General features: G+C 31.5%; 22 protein-coding genes. 18 read left to right on the forward strand and 4 right to left on the reverse strand.

What is annotated here, in order from left to right; translation table 11 throughout:
• The first annotated feature begins 3 nt into the window (after window positions 1–3).
• Entirely contained in the window at window positions 4–1,125 is a 1,122-nt protein-coding gene (locus DW1_RS06865; RefSeq protein WP_074349874.1) for a GerAB/ArcD/ProY family transporter, read from the forward strand.
• A gap of 44 nt (window positions 1,126–1,169) precedes the next feature.
• Here the strand turns inward: DW1_RS06865 and DW1_RS06870 are convergent, their stop codons facing one another.
• On the reverse strand, window positions 1,170–1,745 hold the full coding sequence (locus tag DW1_RS06870) for an MltG/YceG/YrrL family protein (protein ID WP_074349875.1): 576 nt from the start codon (window positions 1,743–1,745) through the stop codon (window positions 1,170–1,172).
• A gap of 213 nt (window positions 1,746–1,958) precedes the next feature.
• On the opposite strand from DW1_RS06870, the gene DW1_RS06875 reads away from it, so the two are divergent.
• The 5 genes from DW1_RS06875 to DW1_RS06895 all read left to right on the forward strand — a co-directional run bounded on the left by DW1_RS06875 (window position 1,959) and on the right by DW1_RS06895 (window position 6,652).
• Window positions 1,959–2,933, forward strand: a complete 975-nt coding sequence (locus DW1_RS06875) for an RluA family pseudouridine synthase (RefSeq protein WP_074349876.1) — start codon at window positions 1,959–1,961, stop codon at window positions 2,931–2,933.
• 35 nt (window positions 2,934–2,968) lie between these two features.
• The gene (locus DW1_RS06880; RefSeq protein ID WP_074349877.1) at window positions 2,969–3,403 is read left to right on the forward strand and encodes a CBS domain-containing protein; all 435 of its coding nucleotides are present in this window, start codon (window positions 2,969–2,971) and stop codon (window positions 3,401–3,403) included.
• A gap of 112 nt (window positions 3,404–3,515) precedes the next feature.
• Window positions 3,516–5,174 (forward strand): nucleoside kinase, encoded by a 1,659-nt coding sequence (locus tag DW1_RS06885; RefSeq protein WP_242942448.1) that lies wholly within the window; start codon window positions 3,516–3,518, stop codon window positions 5,172–5,174.
• 13 nt (window positions 5,175–5,187) lie between these two features.
• The gene (gene glsA / locus DW1_RS06890) at window positions 5,188–6,105 is read left to right on the forward strand and encodes a glutaminase A (protein ID WP_074349878.1); all 918 of its coding nucleotides are present in this window, start codon (window positions 5,188–5,190) and stop codon (window positions 6,103–6,105) included.
• 67 nt (window positions 6,106–6,172) lie between these two features.
• Window positions 6,173–6,652: an NUDIX hydrolase gene (locus tag DW1_RS06895; protein WP_074349879.1), complete on the forward strand. Its 480-nt coding sequence runs from the start codon at window positions 6,173–6,175 to the stop codon at window positions 6,650–6,652.
• 94 nt (window positions 6,653–6,746) lie between these two features.
• Here DW1_RS06895 and DW1_RS06900 read toward each other — a convergent pair whose 3' ends face one another.
• The 3 genes from DW1_RS06900 to DW1_RS06910 form a co-directional block, all read right to left on the reverse strand.
• A complete protein-coding gene (locus DW1_RS06900) occupies window positions 6,747–6,971 on the reverse strand; it encodes a YgaP family membrane protein (RefSeq protein ID WP_074349880.1) in 225 nt (74 codons plus the stop codon).
• An 87-nt stretch (window positions 6,972–7,058) separates the two neighbouring features.
• Window positions 7,059–8,171, reverse strand: a complete 1,113-nt coding sequence (gene rodA, locus DW1_RS06905; RefSeq protein ID WP_074349881.1) for a rod shape-determining protein RodA — start codon at window positions 8,169–8,171, stop codon at window positions 7,059–7,061.
• A gap of 63 nt (window positions 8,172–8,234) precedes the next feature.
• Entirely contained in the window at window positions 8,235–9,650 is a 1,416-nt protein-coding gene (locus tag DW1_RS06910) for an aminotransferase class V-fold PLP-dependent enzyme (protein ID WP_074349882.1), read from the reverse strand.
• Window positions 9,651–10,011: 361 nt separating this feature from the next.
• On the opposite strand from DW1_RS06910, the gene DW1_RS06915 reads away from it, so the two are divergent.
• The 12 genes from DW1_RS06915 (at window position 10,012) to DW1_RS06970 (ending at window position 22,130) form a co-directional block, all read left to right on the forward strand.
• Entirely contained in the window at window positions 10,012–10,845 is an 834-nt protein-coding gene (locus tag DW1_RS06915; protein ID WP_074349883.1) for a deoxyribonuclease IV, read from the forward strand.
• A 228-nt stretch (window positions 10,846–11,073) separates the two neighbouring features.
• Window positions 11,074–11,637, forward strand: a complete 564-nt coding sequence (lepB, locus tag DW1_RS06920) for a signal peptidase I (RefSeq protein WP_074349884.1) — start codon at window positions 11,074–11,076, stop codon at window positions 11,635–11,637.
• An 11-nt stretch (window positions 11,638–11,648) separates the two neighbouring features.
• Window positions 11,649–12,797, forward strand: coding sequence for a tRNA epoxyqueuosine(34) reductase QueG (queG, locus tag DW1_RS06925; RefSeq protein ID WP_074349885.1), 1,149 nt, complete (start codon window positions 11,649–11,651; stop codon window positions 12,795–12,797).
• 157 nt (window positions 12,798–12,954) lie between these two features.
• Window positions 12,955–14,142: a glycine C-acetyltransferase gene (locus DW1_RS06930; RefSeq protein WP_074349886.1), complete on the forward strand. Its 1,188-nt coding sequence runs from the start codon at window positions 12,955–12,957 to the stop codon at window positions 14,140–14,142.
• A 123-nt stretch (window positions 14,143–14,265) separates the two neighbouring features.
• On the forward strand, window positions 14,266–15,072 hold the full coding sequence (locus DW1_RS06935; protein ID WP_074349887.1) for a nitroreductase family protein: 807 nt from the start codon (window positions 14,266–14,268) through the stop codon (window positions 15,070–15,072).
• Between the two features lie 278 nt (window positions 15,073–15,350).
• Window positions 15,351–15,632, forward strand: a complete 282-nt coding sequence (locus DW1_RS06940) for a DUF503 domain-containing protein (protein ID WP_074349888.1) — start codon at window positions 15,351–15,353, stop codon at window positions 15,630–15,632.
• A 17-nt stretch (window positions 15,633–15,649) separates the two neighbouring features.
• Window positions 15,650–16,300 carry an endonuclease III gene (nth, locus tag DW1_RS06945; protein WP_074349889.1) on the forward strand — a complete coding sequence of 217 codons (651 nt, stop codon included), beginning with the start codon at window positions 15,650–15,652 and terminating at the stop codon, window positions 16,298–16,300.
• Between the two features lie 92 nt (window positions 16,301–16,392).
• Window positions 16,393–18,378 (forward strand): cell division protein FtsA, encoded by a 1,986-nt coding sequence (locus tag DW1_RS06950; RefSeq protein WP_074349890.1) that lies wholly within the window; start codon window positions 16,393–16,395, stop codon window positions 18,376–18,378.
• A gap of 39 nt (window positions 18,379–18,417) precedes the next feature.
• Window positions 18,418–19,095, forward strand: a complete 678-nt coding sequence (locus tag DW1_RS06955; RefSeq protein WP_074349891.1) for a DUF2225 domain-containing protein — start codon at window positions 18,418–18,420, stop codon at window positions 19,093–19,095.
• Window positions 19,085–19,633: a methylated-DNA--[protein]-cysteine S-methyltransferase gene (locus DW1_RS06960; protein ID WP_074349892.1), complete on the forward strand. Its 549-nt coding sequence runs from the start codon at window positions 19,085–19,087 to the stop codon at window positions 19,631–19,633. Before DW1_RS06955 ends, DW1_RS06960 begins: the two co-directional genes overlap by 11 nt.
• Window positions 19,634–19,737: 104 nt before the next feature.
• Entirely contained in the window at window positions 19,738–21,069 is a 1,332-nt protein-coding gene (locus tag DW1_RS06965) for a lipase family alpha/beta hydrolase (protein ID WP_074349893.1), read from the forward strand.
• 101 nt (window positions 21,070–21,170) lie between these two features.
• The gene (locus tag DW1_RS06970) at window positions 21,171–22,130 is read left to right on the forward strand and encodes a cobalamin-binding protein (protein ID WP_083605572.1); all 960 of its coding nucleotides are present in this window, start codon (window positions 21,171–21,173) and stop codon (window positions 22,128–22,130) included.
• Window positions 22,131–22,135 lie beyond the last annotated feature (5 nt).

Genomic DNA, 22,135 nt, shown 5'->3' on the forward strand with positions numbered 1-22,135 from the left:
ATTATGAGAATAGAAAAGGTATCATCAAGACAAGTCATATTTTTTATTATTATTAGTAGGGTAACTACTGTTATATCCTTTATGCCAACAATAAACATGCCACCAGCCAATCAAGATATTTGGCTTATGGTAATCATATCCATTTTCTATAGTATAATTTTGCTATCACCAATTGTGTTTCTAACTAATAGGTTTTGTAAATTTAGTATTATTGAATATATGGGAATAATTTTTGGAAAGGGATTAGGTAAAATTTTAGGATTATCATATGGATTATATTTTTTGTATGAAACAGTTTATATGGTAAATGTTCAGGTTCAGGTAATAACTACTACTCTCTTAACAGAGGCATCTAACTTTATTATTACTTCTATAATAATTGTTGTATGTGTTTATATTGCTTCTAAAGGGCTAGAGGTTTACGGAAGAACTTCAGAGCTACTTGGTCCTATTATTATATTTGTTATTTTTATTGTATTAATTTCAGGCTATAGAAACGTTGAGTTAGCTTTATTGTTACCCATATATAAAGACTCTACTTTATTAGAATTAAGTCAAGGGGCTATAGAAATGACTCTTTTATTTAGAGAAGTAGTTGTATTGACTATGATTTGCCCCAATCTTGAAGATAGCACTAAGCTAAATTCTATTTTTTTAAAATCAGTTTTTTTCTCTACAATAATTATAATATTTCCCATAGTTTTTAGTCAGGGGGCATTAGGAGTGGAGCAGGCTAAACATGCTAACTTTCCTTTTTTAACCTATACCAGACTAATAACTGCTCATGGAGTTGCAGAGAGAATAGAGTCTTTTTATGTTGCCGTTTGGATATTTGCAAAGTTCATTAAAGTCACAGGATTTTTATATATTTCAAGTAGATCATTAAGAGAGATATTTGGTAGGGGTGAGGAAAAAACTCTTGTAATTATTACTGGTATTGCAATAGGGATAATAGCATTATATGTAAGCTTGAAAAGCCCTATTTTAGGTTTAGGAAGTTTTTTAGGGGACTTGTCGACTACTCTATCTGCGATTTTTTTAGTCATATTACCTTTGGTAACGCTAATAGTATATTTTTTTAGAAGAAAAACTATAGAAAAAGAAGAAAAACTACAATCGTGGTAGAGAATTTTAGTCTCTACGATTGTAGTTTTCATATTATCTCTATCTTATTTTGCCAATATTTTTATTAACTCCTCTAAGTCAGTACCTTTCTTAATCTTAAATTCACCAGACTTAAGCTTTGTATCTAGTTTAAGCTCCTGTGATTTTATTAAAAAGTCCATTTTATTATCTATTAGCCCCTTCTCTAACAATATATTCGCAATAGCAGGAGGGAACGAACCACTTGGGATTTTAAAGATAACTATTTCATCTGTATCAGGTTTTGAATCTATATCTTCATCATTATTATCTGTATTTTGGTCATTTTCATTGTCAGTATTGTCTCTAGTTTCATCTTGGTTAATGTTATCTTCTTTATCATTGCTGTCCATATTATCGTTGTTATCTGTAATATCATTGTCTTTTTTATCTGAATCTGTATCATTATCTTTTTTATCTGATGTTACATTAACTATAGGAGGTTTGTCATGAGCCTCATCAGTCTTGTCCATATCTTTAGCAAATAATATATCAAGTCTCCATCCTATAACAGCTACAACGCCAACTATTATAACTAATATTAACAGGTAATCTGTGGCATCATATAAAAAGTCTTTTATCTTTTCTACAAAGTTTTTCATTATGTATACCTCCACTATTTAGTACTATTTAAATAATATCACAGATAGTATATGATTTTCAACAATCTTAGATGGCAATATTTGAGAATCCATGCCTAAATATTATTAGTTAAAAAAATTATTTATTTTTATATGTAGTTGGTTATAATGGAATTACCTAATATGTTTCCTACGTAGAGTTTATGACAAAATTGATAAAGGAGAGTTAGCTAAATGAAGGAGATAATTATAGATAGAAATGAGCATGACCAAAGATTAGATAGATTTTTAAAGAAATATTTGCCTAATGCATCCTTAGGCTTCATATATAAGATGCTAAGAAAAAAGAATATTAAACTTAATGGAAGAAAAGCACAACCAGAGGATGTTATCAAGGAAGGAGATATAATACAGCTTTACTTATCTAATGATACAATTGAAAAGTTTGCATTAAAACCTAAGGAAATCAGCAAGGGAAAATCCCTAAATATTATCTATGAGGATAATAACATTGTGCTAATAAACAAACCAAAGGGTATGTTGTCTCATGGAACGGGGAAAAACCATGAAAATAATGTAGTAGATAATTTAATCAGTTATCTCTATGAAAAGAAGGAATATGTACCTAGATTAGAAAAGACATTTACACCTTCAGTATGCAACAGATTAGATAGAAATACTAGTGGACTTATTATTGGAGCTAAAAATTTTACATCACTTAAAGCAATAAATGAAGCTATTAGGAAAGGGCATATAAAAAAATATTATAAGGCTTTAGTAAGAGGAAAATTAGATAAGGAAATGAAGCTTAAAGGTTTTCTAGTAAAAGATGAAGAAGAAAACAAGGTATATATTACCAATAAAAATATGAATGGTTCTAAGGACATACATACAGTGGTAAAACCAATGTGTACTAATGGAAGATATAGCCTAATAGAGATAGATTTAATTACTGGCAGAACACACCAGATTAGAGCTCACCTAGCATCTATAGGTTATCCTATAGTAGGAGACTTAAAGTATGGAGATATGGAGACGAATAAGAAGTTTAAAAATGAATTTGATTTAACAAATCAATACCTGCATGCATATAAGATTGTTTTTAATGGATTAGACGATGAGTTAAACTATCTCAACAATAAGGAGTTTATTGCAGAGCTTGATCATAAGCTTTCAAATATTGAAGAGAAATTGTTTAAAAATCTTTAAAATTACATATCCTAATATAAGAATAATTAGGAGGGATGATTTTGAAGATTAAAGAAATAATGACTAAGAATGTGAAAACAATTAGTGAAGACTGTACTATACAAGAAGCAGCTGAACATATGAAAAGCTTAGATGTAGGTTCTATTCCAGTATGTAATCAATCTAACAAGTTAGTAGGTATGGTTACGGACAGAGACTTGGTTATTAGGGGATTAACCTCTGGTGTAGATTCAAATACTCCTGTCAGTCAAGTGATGTCCACAAATCCAGTTTCAATAAGTCCTGATACTGGTGTTCACGAAGCAGCTAGAATTATGGCTAAAAATCAAATTAGAAGACTTCCTGTAGTTGAAAACAATGAGGTTGTAGGTATAGTGTCTATAGGAGATCTTGCAGTAAGAGATATTTATATAAATGAAGCTGGTGATGCATTATCTAGTATTTCAGAACCTGCTAGTCCAATGATGTAGTATAAGCTCCTGTTTGTCAGGAGCTTATTTTTTAGCAAACACTTGAAGATTAAGCAGCAGATAGTATACAATAGGATTAACTGAAGAAATAAACAATAGGGAGGGTCTTTTTTTGAGTGTTGAAAAGATTAGAGTAATGGTTGAAGGCTATGGGGATATTGATGTAGATAAAAATATAAGTTTGTTAGACTTGTCAAAGAGAATTTTTGAAAATGATTATAAAAAATATCTAGGTGCAATTATCAATAACGAGGTTAGACATTTGGGGTATAGAATTGAAGAAAGCTGTCGTATAACATTTATAGACTTAAATCACAAGGATGGACGCAGAATATATGCAAGAACACTTTCTTTTATTTATGTTAAGGCCTGCAATGACATATTTAAAAATTGCGAAGTCACTATAGAACATTCTCTAAGTAAAGGTATATATTCAGAAATACATAAAGAATCTTTAATTAGTAAAGATGACACCATAAAAATAATGCAAAGAATGAAGGAAATAATTGAGGAAGATTATGAAATAAGCAGAGAAGAAATAGATAAGGAAGAGGCAATTGAAATTTTCACAAGGCAAAATATGCAAGATAAAGTAAGGCTCTTAAATCATGTAGCAAAAACTAGAATTCATATATATAGAATAGGAGACCTATATGATACATATTATGGTTATTTAGCCCCATCAACAGGCTATATTGACGAATTCAATTTAGTATATTATTGTCCTGGCATAGTGCTACAATATCCTATTAAAGAAACTAATCTTCAAATTCCAGACTTTGAAGAGCATCCGAAGCTTTTTAAGATTTTTAGGGAATCAGAGAAGTGGGGAGACATACTTGATATAGGTTATGTAGGAGCACTTAATGATAAAATTAAGAATGAACAGATAAACGAGATAATTAGAATATCAGAAGCACTACATGAAAAAAAGATTGCCAATATAGCTGATAAAATATGTGAAAATGATGCAATCAGAATAATTCTTATAGCAGGACCTTCATCATCTGGTAAAACCACCTTTGCTGAAAGACTAGGCATTCAGCTTAAGGTAAATGGTAAGAAACCCATATCTATTTCTGTAGATGATTATTTTGTAAATAGAGAGGACACTCCTCTTGATGAGCATGGGGAATATGACTTCGAGGCTATAGAAGCAGTAGATTTAGAGCTTTTCAATAGAGATTTATCAAAACTATTAGCAGGTGAGGAAGTTGAAGTTCCTACATTTAACTTTGTGTTAGGGAAAAGGGAGTATAATGGAAAAAAAATCAAAATAGATGAAGAGCATCCGATTATAATTGAGGGAATACACTGTCTAAATAATAGACTTACTGAGTCTATTCCTCAAGAAAATAAATATAAAATCTATATCAGTGCATTAACTCAACTAAATCTAGACTCTCATAATCGAATTCATACTACAGATACAAGACTAATAAGAAGGATGGTTAGAGACTACAAATATAGAGGTTATAGTGCAGAAATGACCTTAGAGCGCTGGGATTCTGTAAGAAGAGGGGAAGAAAAGAATATCTTCCCATATCAGGAAGAGGCAGATGCTATGTTCAATTCATCTCTAGTATATGATTTATCTGTATTAAAAAAGTATGCTGAGCCTTTATTGCGAGAGATTAGTAAAACTAGTTCATACTATAAGGAAAGTAAAAGGTTACTTAGATTTTTGAGCTATTTTATAGACATCAAAGATGAGCAAGCCATTCCTTGCACTTCGATAGTTAGGGAATTTATAGGAGGAAGCTGTTTTTAAAGGGGGTATAAGTTTGAAAGATTTATTAGATGAAATTATTGAAAAAAATAGGTATTTAATAAACAAAGGAAAAGTAGCTAGCTATATACCAGCATTAGGAAGGGCAAACCCTGACCAAATAGGAGTTTGCATAGCAGATATGGAGGGAAATATTTTTGCAGCAGGAGACTATAAGCAGAAATTTACAATACAGAGCATATCGAAGACCATATCCTTAATGCTGGCTATTATGGATAATGGAGCAGAGGAAGTCTTTAGCAAGGTAGGTATGGAACCAACTGGTGATGCTTTTAACTCCATTATTAAACTAGAGACAATTTTACCTTCTAAGCCACTAAACCCTATGATTAATGCTGGAGCTATTGCAGTGGCTTCATTAATAAAGGGAGAAGACCCTGAATCAAAATTTGATAGACTATTAGCTCTTTTTAGGAAGATATGTCATAATGAAGATCTACAAGTTAATGAAGAGGTTTATTTATCAGAAAAGTCAACTGGCAATAGAAATAGAGCTTTAGCATACTTTATGAAGGATGTAGGAGTTATTCATGGGGAAGTAGAAGGTATATTAGATATTTATTTTAAGCAATGCTCAATTGAAGTAGATTGTATAGACATAGCTAAAATAGGATTGTTCTTAGCAAATAATGGTGTAGTTCTAGAGACAGGAGAAAGGGTAGTAGAAGAACAGGTAGCTAAAACTATCAAAACCTTTATGGTAACCTGTGGAATGTATAATGCTTCTGGAGAATTTGCAATAAATGTAGGAATACCTGCTAAGAGTGGAGTTGGTGGGGGGATAATGGCAGCAGTTCCACGTAGAATGGGAATAGGAGTTTTTAGTCCTGCACTTGATGAGAAGGGAAATTCCATAGCAGGTTATGGAGTATTAAAAGATTTATCTAAGGAATTGGACTTGAGTTTCTTTTAGGGTAAGGTACCATTAATCTTAAATCACTCATAAGATATTATATAACAGTTTCTTAGTGGGTGATAAAATGAGTGGAAATATAATGACTAATGACACTGATGAAGATGCTCTAATTTATTTTGAGAATGAGAATGTTTCAGAAGTTGAAGATTTAGAAGAAGGCAGTATTTTTATATTTTATAATTCTAACTTAGTTATGATATTTGATTCTAAAAGGAAGATATGGGTAATTCCATCAGGAAAAAAAGAAAAAAATGAAACTATGGTAGAATGCATAACTAGAGAAACTTTTGAAAGAACTGGTGCTATTTTAGAAATTGTTTTTTTAATAGGATCCTATACTGTCCTAGAAGGTATTACACCCGTAAAGAAAGGTATTTATTTTGGTAAGGCTAGTAGATTTGAACCAAGACTAGAATGGTGTGAAGCAGATTTAGTAAAATTATTTGATGAGCTTCCTCAAGAGGTAGAAGATAAAAAGATGTATGAAATGGTTTTAGATTATATTAAATTAAAAAATTATCTTAATACTAAAAAAGATAATTAAGAGACAAATAAAAAAGCTAGAGCCTATATTGGTTGAGTAAGTTAAGTTGACCAAACTAAGTCTTAGGCTTTAGCTTTTTTTAGTAAGTTTTTGACTAGTAGAATTCCTTGCTTATTTTTATGCTGACATCTTCATCATAAGTAGAGAAACCTAACAAGTAAAATAAAGGACTAAATCTTGTTATTCCTTCTGCTAGCATTATGGAGCCAGCTATTATCATAAGAGTTGATTTTTTTATTATACCTGTACCTAACAAGGTAAATCCGCCGCTTAATCTAAGGGTTGCATCAATATCACCTATATTCTTTTTATCTTTCAAATTAACACCACCTTAGTATTTTATACAAGTAGTTTTCCATAATATTATATTTTGTATTACAGTAAATAAAAATGAAGAGATGATTGATTAAGCATCTCTTGAAAAACTTAGCCCTTCTCTTTTCATACCTACACTTAAAGCAAGGCCTATACAAATCATATTCGAAAGCATAAATGTACCACCGTAGCTTATAAATGGTAGAGGTATACCAGTAACAGGCATTAATCGCATAGTCATACCAATATTTTCTAGTATATGGAACAACATCATGGCAGCAATACCTACAACCATAACAGAACCACATATGTCCTTAGAGTTTCTAGCTATTTTAATTAATCTAAATAGCAAAAGAAAATATAAAACAATTAGCAATAATCCTCCTATTAACCCAAGCTCCTCGCCAATAACTGAAAAAATGAAATCAGTATGCTTTTCAGGCAAGAAACCAAATTGAGTATAGTTTCCATTATAGAGTCCCATTCCAAAGACTTTTCCAGAGCCTATGGCAATTTCAGACTGGATAACCTGATATCCTGACCCCATAGCATCACGAGTTGGGTCAAGAAAGTCGAAGATTCTATTTTTTTGATAAGGATCTAAGGAAAACCACAAAATAGGAAGACTTACAATGCCTGCTATTGTTGCATAAAGTATATATTTCCAATCTAGACCAGCTACAAACAACATAACGAAAATAAAGAAAACAAACACAATAGCTGTTCCAAAATCAGGCTGCATTAAGATCAATCCTACTGGTATAAAGGCAAATATAAGGATTTTAATAAGGGTAAAAAATTGATTCAATTTTTCATGATTTTTTTCAATAAATTTTGCTAACGAAATAATTATCCCTATCTTTACGAATTCAGAAGGTTGAAAGCGAACAGGGCCTAATATAAGCCAGCTTTGAGCACCTTTTGCTTTATCTCCCATAACCAGAACTGCTACAAGCAATATATTAGATATAACATAAATAGGCATATAGAACTTGCTAAATGTGTCATAATCTATAAAGATTATTATCATTATGGAAACTAGTCCTAGGATAAAGGCAATTCCTTGGGTTTTCAAATATCCCATACTACCTTCTCCTGCAGTTGCACTAGAAAGTACAACTAGACCATATATACACAATACTATTACAGTAAAAAAGAGTGTGAAGTCAAATCTTTTCCATAATCCTTTTCGTTTGTTCGACATGAAAAAATAACCCTTTCTTTTAATATAATGGACACTATGATTATATCATACCTCTAATATAAATCACAACGTAAACTCGGAGTAAATGTTTTTAGGAAGACTCTTTGGTTCATATCTGCCTGTGGAACTAATATACTTATATTCATCACAAATACTTTTTTTATTTTCTATAATATAATTTAAAACGTTTATAAATACATCAATTTCTTGAGTTGTATTATACATACCAAAGCTTACTCTCACTAGACCAGGAACATTCTTAAGTCTTCCAAATATCATATCTTGTTGTATTTTACGAATCTCCGAAGGTGACAAATTTAGTAGTCTATGAATATAAGGGTGAGCACAAAAACAGCCATTTCTTACTCCTATACCGCCTTCATAAGCAAGTAAGCATGCTAGGAGTGAATGATGAAAATCTACTACATCAAAGGATATAACACTTGTCATATTGGGGATTAGGGATTCTTTAGTGTTTGAATAGATTTTAACTTCTGGTATCTTAGTTAATTTTTCTAGAAAATACTTAGTAAGCTTTATTTCATGCTCTACAATTTTATCTATTCCTATTTCGTTTATAGCTTTAATAGCTTCAGCTAATGCAACTGCTCCCACTATATTAGGAGAGCCAGCCTCTTCTCTTTCAGGAGGACCAGCGTAATAAATATTGCTTTGAGAAACGCTTATTATGGTTCCTCCTCCTGTATATTCAGGCTCTCCACTTTGAAAAGTTGATTTGGGTCCTACTAGAACTCCAATTCCAAAAGGAGCATATATTTTATGGCCAGATAATACAACAAAATCTAAATAATCATCAGAACTTTTACCACTCATATTTATACTACGATGTGGTGCAAGCTGAGCAGCATCTACCAGTATCTTTGCTCCATATCTATGGCTTAAAGATGCAATATAATGTATGTCAGTTATATATCCGGTGACATTTGAACAGCCAGTAACAGCTACTAGCTTTACTTTCCCTTTATTGGAAGTTAATTTTTTTTCTAAGTCATCTAAATCTAAACTGCCATCTTCAAGTACATCTACAAATAAGGTTTTGCACTTATTTCTCCAAGGCAAGTCATTTGAATGATGCTCCATAAGTGAACTAATAACTACGTCATTTTTGTTTAAGTGTAGCCTATAAGATAACTTATTTATAGCTTCAGTAGAGTTTTTTACATATATGACTACATTTTTTTTAAAATCAGCGTTTAAAAAGTCTGCAACGATTTTTCTAGAATCATCATATGTACGTGTGGATATTACTGACTTGTACCCAGTTCCCCTATGAATACTTGAGTACCATTCTAAAAACTCATTTACCTTCTCTAATACAGGTACTAAGGTTGGAGTACTAGCAGCATTGTCAAAGTAAATATAGTTTGTTTTTTTACCATTTCTAAGCATTACTTTTTTATCTATACCAACAATATTTTTTCTAATATTATCTATAGAAAGTCTATTTTTAAAGAGCATAGCTGGTCCTCCTAAATATTTAATAGTGGTTACAATATTAAAATATGTTATTTATTATACTATTGACACTACTAAAATTAATGGAGGTGGTTGTTAGTGAGTAATGGAGGGTATAATAGTCTTTAGTAGCGAACGAAACTTAAATAAAATACACACTCACGGTTTCGGACATGAAAAATTCTATAGCTCATTCCGATGAAAAATCCTACAACTTGCAAACTCGCTACACTCAAACAGTGCAAGTTGCTTAACGGATTTTTCATCTACATTCGCTAAGAATTATAATCATGTCCTGCAAATGTTCGCTTAGTATTTTATTTAAGTTTCTTAGTATCAGAGATGAAGATTAAGGAGTGATTACATGCACATAGGTTGTCATCTATCTATATCTCAAGGCTTCACAAAGGCTGGAGAAGTTGCTGTGAGTATAGGTGCTAATACATTTCAGTTTTTCACTAGAAATCCTAGAGGAGGAAATGCAAAAGCACTCGATACAGAAGATATAGAAGGGTTAAAAAGAATAATGGAAGATTATGATTTTGGACCGATTTTAGCTCATGCTCCTTATACACTAAATATGGCCTCCTATAAAGAGGATACATGGAATTTTGCAAAGATGGCATTCAAAGATGACTTACAAAGGCTGGAAACTATTCCTTGTTCATTATATAATTTTCACCCCGGAAGTCATACAGGGAAAGGGGTAGAATATGGCATAGAGAGAATTGCAACTGTGTTAAATGGAATAATCACTGGTAATGAAAGTACAATAATCTTATTAGAAGGTATGTCAGGAAAGGGGACTGAAATAGGCAGTACCTTTGAAGAGTTAAGAGCTATTATAGATAGGGTAAAACATTCTGAATTGATGGGAGTGTGCTTAGATACTTGTCATTTGTACTCAGCTGGCTATGATATTGTAAATGACTTAGATGGTGTTCTTGAAAGCTTTGATAAAATAATAGGTATAGATAAGCTAAAGGCAATACATTTAAATGATAGTATGACTGAGTTTGGGAGCAACAAAGACAGACATGCAGGAATAGGTGAAGGAACAATAGGACTAGAGGCTATAATAAACATTATAAAACATCCTCAACTTAAAGACTTGCCATTTTTCTTAGAGACTCCATATGAACCTGAGGGACATAAGAAAGAAATAGAAACTATAAAGGATGTACTGAAAAGCTGTTAGAATAATGTTATGTAGAAGTACCGAGTATCATTAATATTAGAAAATGATGACTTGTACTTCTTTTTTCTTTACATTTTAATTTTTAAGTATTATTTAACCTGTCTATGAATAATAATTTAAAAAGATTTCTGTATATATAACTGCAATGATATAAAAAAGCAAAAAATAGCAATAATACTAATTATACAGTATCTTTAGAAATTATTTGCATAGATAGGAAGTGTGAAAATGAAAAAGAACTATTTTCATAGTATAATTAAAGTAAGCAGAGTATTGATAATATTATTTTCCTTGGCCATACTTATAGAAAACTATATATTGGGTATTACTATAGTGAGCGGGGAATCCATGATGAATACTATTGAAGATAATGATAGAATATTAGTAAATAAGATATCCTACTTTTTTGAAAAACCATTGAGAGGTGATGTAGTTATATTTAATCCTCCAATAGAAGGCAGAGAGCATGAGCTTTTTATTAAGAGAGTTATTGCAGTAGCTGGAGATTATTTTGAAATAAGTGACAGCACACTCTACATAAATGGTATAGCTGTTTATGAGGAATATATTAATAATAACAATTCTAGTAATAAGGAATTTAAGCTTTTAAAAGGAAGAGTTCCAGAAGGGCATGTTTTTCTATTAGGAGATAACAGAGATAATAGTAATGATAGTAGGGTATTCGGATTTGTACCAATTAAAAGTATTAAAGGTAAGGCAATAACAAAGCTCTGGCCCGTGGGCGGATTCAAGAGCCTAGCAGTAAGCTATGAAGACAAATTAAATAAGTGAGGACGAATAGCATGGATTTAAAAGAATACATTATAAATAAGTCTAAGAAGTTAGGTATCGATATAATAGGATTTACAAAAACAGAAAAGTTAAATGATATGGCTAAATTCTTAAGAGATAGAGAAGAAAAAGGATATGATACAGAATTTGAAGAAAAAGATGTTGTTTTAAGAACTAATCCTTTAATTTTGATGCCTGACAGTAGGACAATCATAGCTATTGGTCTTTCATATAATGTTGAATATAAAATGATTTCCTCCAAAGACATAAAATGGCAGGGGGTACTATCTAAATCCTCATGGGGAGAAGATTACCATAAAGTCTTGAGAAGTAAAATGGAGATGTTGGTAAAGGAAATCAGTAAAGTAGTAGACTTCAAATATACTGTTTGTGTAGATACCTCTCCATTAATAGATAGACAAATTGCCATGAGAGCTGGAATTGGCTGGTATGGGAAAAATTGCTCAATAATAAATGATGATTTTGGTTCATTTATTTTTTTAGGATATATTTTAACAGATTTAGAGTTAGAAGAGGATAATAGAGTAGAAGAAAAATGTGGAGATTGTAGACTATGTATAGATGCCTGTCCAGGAGGAGCCATAGAAGAAGGATACATTATAAATACTAAGAGATGTATTTCTTATTTAACTCAGACTAAGGATAGGGTACCTTATGACTTAAGAGAAAAGATGGGGGTAAAGATTTATGGTTGCGATACTTGCCAGCAGGTATGTCCTAAAAACCAAAATATACAGAAAGGCAATAGTGAGGAATTCATACCCAAAACGACAAATGGAGTTGTTAATATAGAAGAAATAATGACTATTTCTAATAAGGAGTTTAAAGGAAAATACGGAACCATGTCAGGAGCTTGGAGAGGTAAAAATGTTCTAAAAAGAAACGCCATTATTGCTTTAGCCAATATTGGAGACAAAAGCTGTATGGAATTACTTAAGGATGCATTAAATGATGAGAGTCCAATGATTAGAGAATATGCAGCTTGGGCAATAATTAAAATTGACGAAGAAAGAGGAATAGAGTTAGTACAGGAAAGAATTTTAAAAGAAAAAGACATAGATATCGCAGAAGAGATGAAAAGACTAATTGAATTACAGAGAAATAGCAATCAAAAAATACTTGTTAAAAAAAAGACTTAAATGAAGGATATTTGAGTTTTGTGTAGTAATTTTATTTTATATGTAGTTAATTGTATCAAAAAATTATGAAAGAAATATTAGGCAAACGCTTACAGAAAGCATGAGCATGTATTTCAACCTAATTTTTTAAAAATCATAATATTTGGGAGGGGTTAAGATGAGTAATGTTCATGAATTAGGATTTTTAAAAGAAAAAATACAAGAGTTAAAGGATCAAGGCGTTTATAGAAAACTGCCTATTTTAGAAGGAGCTAACGAAGCAGAAGTTATTTTAAATGGCAAAAAAGTAATAAATCTTTCATCAAATAACTATTTAGGATTTGCCAACCACCCTAGACTAAAAAAAGCATCAATAGAAGCAATAGAAAAATATGGTGCTGGTGCAGGAGCTGTAAGAACAATTATAGGAAATATGACTATTCATGAAGAACTAGAAGAATTATTAGCAAAATTTAAAAGAGAAGAAGCAGCGATGGTATACCAATCAGGCTTTAATTGTAATGCAGGTACTATACAAGCTGTTACAGAAAAGGGCGATATCATAATTTCAGATGAGTTAAACCATGCTAGTATAATAGATGGTACAAGACTAAGTAGAGCAGATAGAGCTATATATAAGCACTCAGATATGGATAGTTTAGAGCAAGTATTAAAAGAAAGCAGAGACAAATATAGAAACATACTAATTATCACTGATGGTGTATTTAGTATGGATGGAGATATAGCAAAGCTCCCAGAAATAGTTGAATTAGCTGAGAAGTATGAGGCTATGACTTATGTTGATGATGCTCATGGCTCAGGTGTTCTTGGTGAAAGTGGAAGAGGAACAGTTGACCATTTTGGACTTCATGGTAGAGTTGATTTTACTATTGGAACTCTTTCTAAGGCTATAGGGGTAGTAGGCGGATATGTGGCAGGTAGCAAAACTATGCAAGAATGGCTAAACCACAGAGGAAGACCGATATTATTCAGTACTTCATTAACACCAGCATCAGTAGGAGCAATTATTGAAGCTATTACTATGCTAATGGAAACAACAGAATACACAGATAGACTTTGGAAAAATGCAAAATACTTTAAAGAAAAACTTGGTGCTTTAGGCTTCAATACTGGAAAGAGTGAAACTCCAATAACTCCAGTTATTATTGGAGACGAAGCAAAAACCATGGAATTTAGTAGAAAACTATTTGATAACGGTGTGTTTGTTTCAGGTATTGTATTCCCGACTGTACCAAGGGGAACAGGAAGAGTAAGATGTATGGTTACAGCTGCTCATACAGAGGAGCAATTAGATAGAGCAGTAGCAGTTTTTGAAAAAGTTGGAAAGGAAATGAATATAATTTAATTCTAGAGATGTAGGGTAACCTGCATCTCTATTTCCATAATTGTGATTCAAACAGCAATAATTGGATATCTATAAAATGTGGGCTTCTACTTATTGTGATATTAAAAAGTCAGGGGGATATACATGAAATATACAAAGATAATTGAAGGAATAAGGACTATAAGAGATTATAAAAAAGAGGAAGTGCCAAATAACTTAATTGAGGAAATAATAGATATAAAAGAAGATATTTTAACAGGTAGAAGAGATGACCTATTGATTACATTCATTAAAGACGGACAAAATATTTACAGCAATCTAATAGGAAAGGCTGGATATTTTGGGAAGATGATAGAAGCGCCTCATTATATACTCATTTCATCAAGACAGTTTGAAGGATATGTAGAAAATAGTGCTTATGTAATGGAAAATATAAGACTAAGAGCATGGGATAAAGGACTTGGAACTTGTTGGCTAAGCATTGAGGATGAAAAAGAATTATGTAGAATTTTGAATATTAATGAAGAGTTTATCCCTATTTCCTTAATTGCTATTGGCTACCAATATAAAGGCATCTTTAAAACAGATACATCTTCAAAAAGTAGTAGAATTGGAGTAGAAGAGCTAATATACTATAACCAGTGGGATAAGCCATGTACTACTGATATACTAGAAACAAGAGGTATTATGAATATACTTTACTATACAAGATTAGCTCCTTCTTGGGGAAATCTTCAGCCTTGGAGGTTCATACTAGACAATGACAAAATCATATTAGTTATAATGGACAAAGACTTCCAACAGAAACTTGATGCTGGTATCATAATGCTGTATTTCGAAAAAGTAGCACAGGAAGAAGGATTACTTGGAAAGTGGAAATTTGATATTATTCATACAGGCAAGTACAATATACCTGAAGGATATAAAGCAATAGCATATTTTGAAATATAGCTAATTAAATATAGTAAAAAGGTACTAAACCCTATTAAACTTAGTCTAAAGTTGTAGGGTTTTTCTTTTAACCAATAGAAAAACTCTAATTTAGCGGCTTTGATACGAGAGGGTTTATCTCAATGAATCTCAATAAAAATTTTTGAGGTTTTATTTCATTTAGTGGTTTTTATTTTTATAGTGATAAAATAGGCTATAATGTATATAATATTATTATTTTATAAAGAGGTGGATTTTACCTTATAAAAGATAATAATTTCATAATGAGGTGAAGCATAATGATAATTGGTGCATGTTCAGTTGAACTAATGATTTACGAATCAAACTCTTTAAAAGATAAACGGCATGTGATTAAAAGCATAATAGGAAAGATACAATCTAGATTTAATGTATCAATTGCAGAAGTTGACTTAAATGATACTTGGAAAAACTCTCAAATTGGTTTTGCTTGTGTTACTAATGATACTACACACGCTAACCAGATTATATCCAATGTGTTAAAATTTATAGAAGGTGATGGTAGAGTAGAAATAGTTGATCATCGAATAGAAATACTATAATAAGAGGATGGTATGCTATGAAAAATACACTAGACAAGGGTAGAATAAAAAAAGTACTGGAGATTCTAGATAAAACTTATCCAGATGCAGCTTGTGAGCTTAACCACACAAATCCCTTTGAGCTATTAATTGCAACTGTTTTATCTGCACAATCTACTGATAAAAGAGTGAATATAGTTACAGAGGAATTATTTAAACAATATAAAACTCCAGATGATTTTCTTAAACTAACTGAAGAGCAACTGGCTGATTTAATAAGAAGTATAGGTTTTTATAGAACTAAAAGTAAGAATATATTGAAATTATGTGAAATACTTGTTAATGAACATGATTCTAAGGTTCCATCTGATAGAGAAGAGCTTATGAAGCTTCCTGGGGTAGGAAGAAAGACGGCAAATGTGGTAGTTAGCAATGCCTTTGGTCAAAATGCCATAGCTGTAGATACGCATGTATTCAGGGTTTCAAATAGGATTGGTCTAGCTAGTAGTGACAATGTACATGATACTGAGGAAGATTTGATGAGAAATATAGAAGAAAATCAGTGGACTAAGGCCCATCATCTCATAATATTTCATGGGAGACGTATTTGCAAGGCTAGAAGACCTTTATGCCACGAATGTCCCTTAACAGAATATTGTATATATTTCAAAGAAAATGTAGAAGATTAAACGAATTTTTGTCAAATTAAAAGGAAATAAAACATATTTGGAGAATAGCATAATAGAATCAAAAAATTATATAGAGGGTGGAGTATTAACCTATGGATGCAATTAATGTTAATAATATGATATTTTCCTTAGATATAGGAACAAGGACTGTCATTGGCGTAGTAGGAGAGCTTCAGGGTGATAATTTTAGAATTCTAGCAAGTGAAATAGTAGAGCATGATAAAAGAAATATGTATGATGGACAGATTCATGATATCAATAGTGTTGTAAACATCGTGCAAAAAGTTAAGGATAAACTTGAAAAAAAGGCTAATATTAATTTAAATAAAGTAGCAATAGCAGCAGCAGGAAGAGCATTAAAGACCTATAGAACAAAGCTAGAAAGAGAAATAGATTCTAGTATTGAAATAGACTCGAGGCTAGTTGAAAGTCTAGAGATGGAATCCATACAAGTAGCTCAAAAATCTCTAGATGAAAACATGAAAAACGAAGAAACTAGATATTATTGTGTAGGTTATACAGTGGTGAATTATTACTTAGATGGTAACTTTATGGAAAGCCTTGAAGGTCATAGAGGAAATAAAATCGGAGTAGATGTATTAGCTACTTTCTTGCCCTATACAGTGGTAGACAGTCTATACACTGTTATGGGTAGAGTAGGGCTTGAGGTAGTGAATCTAACCTTAGAGCCAATAGCTGCTATTAATATTGCAGTGAAGAAAAACCTTAGGCTTTTAAATATTGCATTAGTAGATATAGGAGCTGGAACTTCTGATATTGCAATATCTAGAGATGGAACTATAGTAGCATATGCTATGGCTTCAGTTGCCGGAGATGAGATAACAGAAAATATTGCAAAGACATATCTTTTAGATTTTGATGCAGCTGAAAAGCTAAAGGTTAATTTGGATTCTAAGGAAATACATAAATTTGTAGATATAGTTGGCATGGAGCATGAGTTGAGAACTGATGAAATATTAGATAGCATAGATGATACCATTGATACTATTGCTAAAGAAATTGCAGCTAAGATTTTGGAGTTTAATGACAAGGCCCCCAGTGCCATATTTTTAGTAGGTGGGGGAAGCCAACTACCGCGACTTAAAGAATATATTGCAAAGAACATTGGACTTCCCAAAGAAAGGGTTGTAATTAGAAATACTAGTATTATTGAAAATGTCATCGATATCCCAGAAGAATTAAAGGGGCCTGATGCTATAACCCCAATTGGTATAGGCTATTATGCAATAAAAAATGCCTATAAGGATTTTATAGAGGTAAAAGTTAATGAACAGAAAATTAAGCTATTTAATACTAAAAACATAAAGGTTTCTGATGCTTTAGCATTTATAGGATACAATCCAAGGAAACTAATACCTAAGAGAGGGGAGGATTTGACATATTATTTAAATGGTGAAGAAAAAAAGATTCTTGGACAAGTAGGTGAACCTGCCCGTATCTATGTAAATGATCAATTAGTTAGTCTTGAAAAGGAACTTAAAAATGGGGATCATGTAAAAGTCATTGAAGCAACTCAAGGCACTATAGCTGAAATCAAATTATCTCATTGTATTGATTTATATAAGAAAGTACTAGTAGACGATAGGTATGTTAGCTTATTTCAAGAAGTTAAGGTAAATAACAAACTAGTGACTGACGATATTATTATAAGAGATGGAGATACAATTCAATTTAATGAAATTAGGTATGTTAGAGACATGTTAGAGTATTTAAATTTAGATAAAAATACTTATGGTGCTTATAAATATGGTAAAATTCTTAGTGAAGACTATGAGTTTAAAAATAATGATGCTATAGAAGTAAAATCATTGCTAGAATCAAGCAAGACAAGTCTTGAACCAGAAGGTGGCAATGCCTTGAGACTAATTATTAATGGAGAAGAAAAAATAATACACCATAATAAGAAAAGCTTTATTTTTGTTGATGTTTTCGACTATATTGATATAAATCTGACTAAACCTCAGGGAGAGCTCATCTTAAATGTTAATGGGATAAAGGCAGAGTTTACTCAAGAATTAAGAGAAAATGACAGAGTAGATGTATATTGGAAAAAATAATTTTACTTTAATAATATATATAGCTTAAGGAGGACAACAATGACAGTAGATGCTTTATACACTAAGAAAGTGAAGTGCCCTGTATGTAATAATGAATTTACTACTAGTAAAATGAGGACAACTCAGGTTAGAATAGATAAAGTAGATGGAGACTTTATGAATCATTACAAGAGCGAAAACCCATTAAAATATCAGGTTTTTGTGTGTCCTAAATGTGGATATTCGGCATTAGAAAATAGGTTCAATAAAATTAGAGCAGCAGAGAGAGAAATTATAAAGAAAGAAGTATCATCAAAATGGAAAGAAAGAGACTATTCTGGTCCTAGAACAGATGATGATGCTATTCAATGCTATATGCTTGCTTTTTATTGTGGACAACTTATGGGAATAAAAAATTATGAACTTGGAAATATTGCATTAAAGATAGCTTGGTTTTTTAGAGCAAAAAAAAGTGATGAAGAAATGAGGTTCTTACAGAATGCAGTGGAGCTTTTTGAGAAAGCATTCTATGAAGAAGATTTATTATCACAATCCACAGATGAAATTACACTTGGGTATTTAATTGGTGAACTACATAGAAGATTAGGAAGAAAAAAAGAAGCTCTATTATGGTTTGGAAAAACTGTATCAAATCCTCTAATAAAGACTAATCCTAGGATAGAAAGTTTAGCTAGGGAGCAATGGCTTCTAGCAAAGGAGGACGAGAATGAGCAATGATAAGAAAATTTATTATGAAAGTATGGAAACAGATATAGGTCATTTGTGGATTGGGTTTACTAGTAAAGGATTGGCTAGATTAGAATTTTCAATAAGGAAGGATCAGTTTGCAGTAGAACTTAAAAAAAGTTATGATGATATAATTGAATATAGTGGAACGGCTTCTGACTATAAGAAACAAATAAGTCTTTACTTTGAAAAAAAACTAAAAAGCTTTAATTTACCTTTGGATTTAGTGGGTACACCTTTTCAGTTATCAGTTTGGCAAGAGCTAATAAAAATCCCTTATGGAGAGGTAAGAACATATAAGGACATTGCAATTGCAGTAGGAAAAGCAAAGGGATTTAGAGCAGTAGGAATGGCAAACAACAGAAATCCAGTATCTATAGTAGTACCTTGTCATAGAGTCATCGGAAGCAGTAAAGAGCTTGTAGGCTATGGTGGAGGAATAGAGGCTAAAGTAAAGCTATTAAAACTAGAAGGGTTGAATATAATTGAAAAAGAACGTAATGGAAATAAGCTGTATTATGTTTCGTAATAAATTTTAATATTTACCTGACATTATAATTGTCAGGTTTTTTGTTGCACTCAGGAATAAGTCCCACATAGTATATAATAAAATGTTTTAAAGGTGGGATATTTATGTATTATTATACAGAAAACAGAAACTCAATAAAATTACCAATAGTACTTATACCAGGTCTTTTTGGTTCACTTGGCGATGATATATTACCTGGAACTGGAGATTTTAGCTTTGGTATGGCTGAGTATATATATAGGCCCATAATAGATAATTTAGAGGAACTAGGGTATAGAGAAGGAAAAGATTTGTTCGTAGCTTTTTATGATTGGAGAAAGGGTTGTGAATACAACGTAGAAAAATATTTGATACCTAAAATAGAAGATGCTAAGAGAATATCTATGAAAAATAAAATAGATATAATAGGTCATAGCTTAGGTGGACTTGTAGCTAGAACTTATGTTCAGGGCTCCATATATAATAGTGATGTCAGAAACCTTATAATGATGGGAACCCCCAATGCCGGTGCAGTAAATGCATATTACTTTTGGAGCGGGGGGCAGATGCCTTACGATAGACTAGAGAGAAATGTATTTTATCAGCTATTAAAAATTGGGTTCACTTGGATATATAGGTTTTTACATGGGCCAATAAGCAATTTGAATATTTTGAGAAATATTTTCCCAGTAGCTGAGGAATTACTTCCTAGCTATGAATACGGAAACTATTTATTTTATGATGATAATGGAAGAATTAAAAAGCCAGTACCAATTACTCAAATGGAATCACAAAATAGACATCTTAATAAATTAAATGGGACTAGTTATACAATATTTAATAGAGGTGTAATACCATATCATATAATAGGAACAGGCTTAGAAACAATAGATATAATTTGCGTGAATAAAAACGAAAAAGTACGTGATAAATGGTTTGATGGTAAACCAATATATTCTATTTCAATGCCATATGGAGATGGAACTATAACTATAGGTAGTGCAGAAGCAATATATAGTAAAAACTATTATTTGAATTCAAATCATGGAGATATGTTAAAAAAATCAAAAGATATTTTAGGATCAATACTAATGCGTCCATCCGTTCCTAGAAATGACAATAAAAGAGAAAAGAATAAAGACTATGTATATAGTATTATATTGAGAAATGCTCCAATAGGAGAGATTCATTCTGGAATAGCGGAAAAAGCAATAAATATAGCAGAAAATGTGACTACAAGAGACTTTATAACTAGAAAAATAGGAGATAATATACGGTGGATTATATTCAGTTCAAAGGAGAAGGAAAAAATTAAATTAAGACTAAATCCAGAAAAAGAACAAGATTATGAAATGCTTGTATTTTTTGCAGAAGGAAATGGAGAAATTGATATGATAAAAAGAAGCTTTAGCAGCAAGGATACAACTGTAAATCTTTATGGAGCAAAATGTTTGTAAATAGATAAACTAATATATATTGTCTTGAAATAACCTATCTGTTTTGCTATTATTTAGGTGTATCTATTAACGACAATTACATTTATGAGAGGGGAAATAAAATGAAAAACATTATGAAAAAAGCTTTTAGTTTTGGACTTATATTTATGATGGTTCTTACACTTGTAATTGGTTGCACACCAAAAGAAGAACCTAAAATTAATGAAGAGAGTCCTATGATATCAGAAGAGAAAATAGATGTATATCCAATGGAGATTGAAGATGGATTTGGAAATAAAGTAACTATAGAAAAACAACCTACAAGGATTATTTCACTTGCTCCAAGTCATACAGAGATACTCTTTGCTTTAGGACTTAATGATGAAATAGTAGGGGTAACTACTTATTGTAACTATCCAGAAGAAGCTAAAGCTAAAGAGAGAGTAGGAGATGCATTTAATTTAAATCTTGAAAAGATATTAGAGCTAGATCCGGACTTAGTAATAAATTATGGTCCTGGAAAAGAAGATGTTAACAATAGATTAACAGAATCTGGTATAGCTGTACTTAGCTATCTACCTGAGTCAGTAGACGAGGTTATCAGCCTTATAGAAGAATTAGGAAGTGTAACAAATACTATGGTACAAGCAGAGGCAATAACTGTAGATATGATAAGCAAAAGAGACTATATAACTAATAAAGTAAGTAACGTAGATAAGAAAGCCACTGTATTTTTTGAAATTTGGGATGAACCACTTCAAGCTGCAGGTCCAGGCTCATTTGTAGATGAATTGATTAGATTAGCTGGTGGTGAAAATATAGCTAGTGATGCTGAAAGCGCTTATGCACAGTTTGATTTAGAACAGCTTATAGAGAGAAATCCTGAAGTGTATTTAATGTCTGAGGATTTGGAAACTAAGACTATTGAATCAGTAAAATTAAGACCAGGATTTAGTGAACTTAGTGCTGTGCAAAACGATAGAATATATATATTAGACCCACTAATATCAATACCTGGTCCTAGAATAGTAGATGGACTTGAATTAATAGCTAAGAGCATATATCCTGAACTTTTCGAATAAAAATA

The sequence above is a fragment of the Proteiniborus sp. DW1 genome (assembly GCF_900095305.1).
Lineage (GTDB): Bacteria > Bacillota > Clostridia > Tissierellales > Proteiniboraceae > Proteiniborus.

Bases quoted from the DNA above. Each gene is read 5' to 3' on its own strand.
- lepB (WP_074349884.1), top strand. From the start codon at position 11,074: ATGAAAAAGAACTATTTTCATAGTATAATTAAAGTAAGCAGAGTATTG.
- DW1_RS06875 (WP_074349876.1), top strand. From the start codon at position 1,959: ATGAAGGAGATAATTATAGATAGAAATGAGCATGACCAAAGATTAGAT.
- DW1_RS06940 (WP_074349888.1), top strand. From the start codon at position 15,351: ATGATAATTGGTGCATGTTCAGTTGAACTAATGATTTACGAATCAAAC.
- DW1_RS06960 (WP_074349892.1), top strand. From the start codon at position 19,085: ATGAGCAATGATAAGAAAATTTATTATGAAAGTATGGAAACAGATATA.
- DW1_RS06870 (WP_074349875.1), bottom strand. From the start codon at position 1,745: ATGAAAAACTTTGTAGAAAAGATAAAAGACTTTTTATATGATGCCACA.
- DW1_RS06935 (WP_074349887.1), top strand. From the start codon at position 14,266: ATGAAATATACAAAGATAATTGAAGGAATAAGGACTATAAGAGATTAT.
- DW1_RS06955 (WP_074349891.1), top strand. From the start codon at position 18,418: ATGACAGTAGATGCTTTATACACTAAGAAAGTGAAGTGCCCTGTATGT.
- nth (WP_074349889.1), top strand. From the start codon at position 15,650: ATGAAAAATACACTAGACAAGGGTAGAATAAAAAAAGTACTGGAGATT.
- DW1_RS06915 (WP_074349883.1), top strand. From the start codon at position 10,012: ATGCACATAGGTTGTCATCTATCTATATCTCAAGGCTTCACAAAGGCT.
- DW1_RS06930 (WP_074349886.1), top strand. From the start codon at position 12,955: ATGAGTAATGTTCATGAATTAGGATTTTTAAAAGAAAAAATACAAGAG.
- DW1_RS06950 (WP_074349890.1), top strand. From the start codon at position 16,393: ATGGATGCAATTAATGTTAATAATATGATATTTTCCTTAGATATAGGA.
- queG (WP_074349885.1), top strand. From the start codon at position 11,649: ATGGATTTAAAAGAATACATTATAAATAAGTCTAAGAAGTTAGGTATC.
- DW1_RS06880 (WP_074349877.1), top strand. From the start codon at position 2,969: ATGATTTTGAAGATTAAAGAAATAATGACTAAGAATGTGAAAACAATT.
- DW1_RS06910 (WP_074349882.1), bottom strand. From the start codon at position 9,650: ATGCTCTTTAAAAATAGACTTTCTATAGATAATATTAGAAAAAATATT.
- DW1_RS06865 (WP_074349874.1), top strand. From the start codon at position 4: ATGAGAATAGAAAAGGTATCATCAAGACAAGTCATATTTTTTATTATT.
- DW1_RS06970 (WP_083605572.1), top strand. From the start codon at position 21,171: ATGAAAAACATTATGAAAAAAGCTTTTAGTTTTGGACTTATATTTATG.
- DW1_RS06965 (WP_074349893.1), top strand. From the start codon at position 19,738: ATGTATTATTATACAGAAAACAGAAACTCAATAAAATTACCAATAGTA.
- rodA (WP_074349881.1), bottom strand. From the start codon at position 8,171: ATGTCGAACAAACGAAAAGGATTATGGAAAAGATTTGACTTCACACTC.
- DW1_RS06895 (WP_074349879.1), top strand. From the start codon at position 6,173: ATGAGTGGAAATATAATGACTAATGACACTGATGAAGATGCTCTAATT.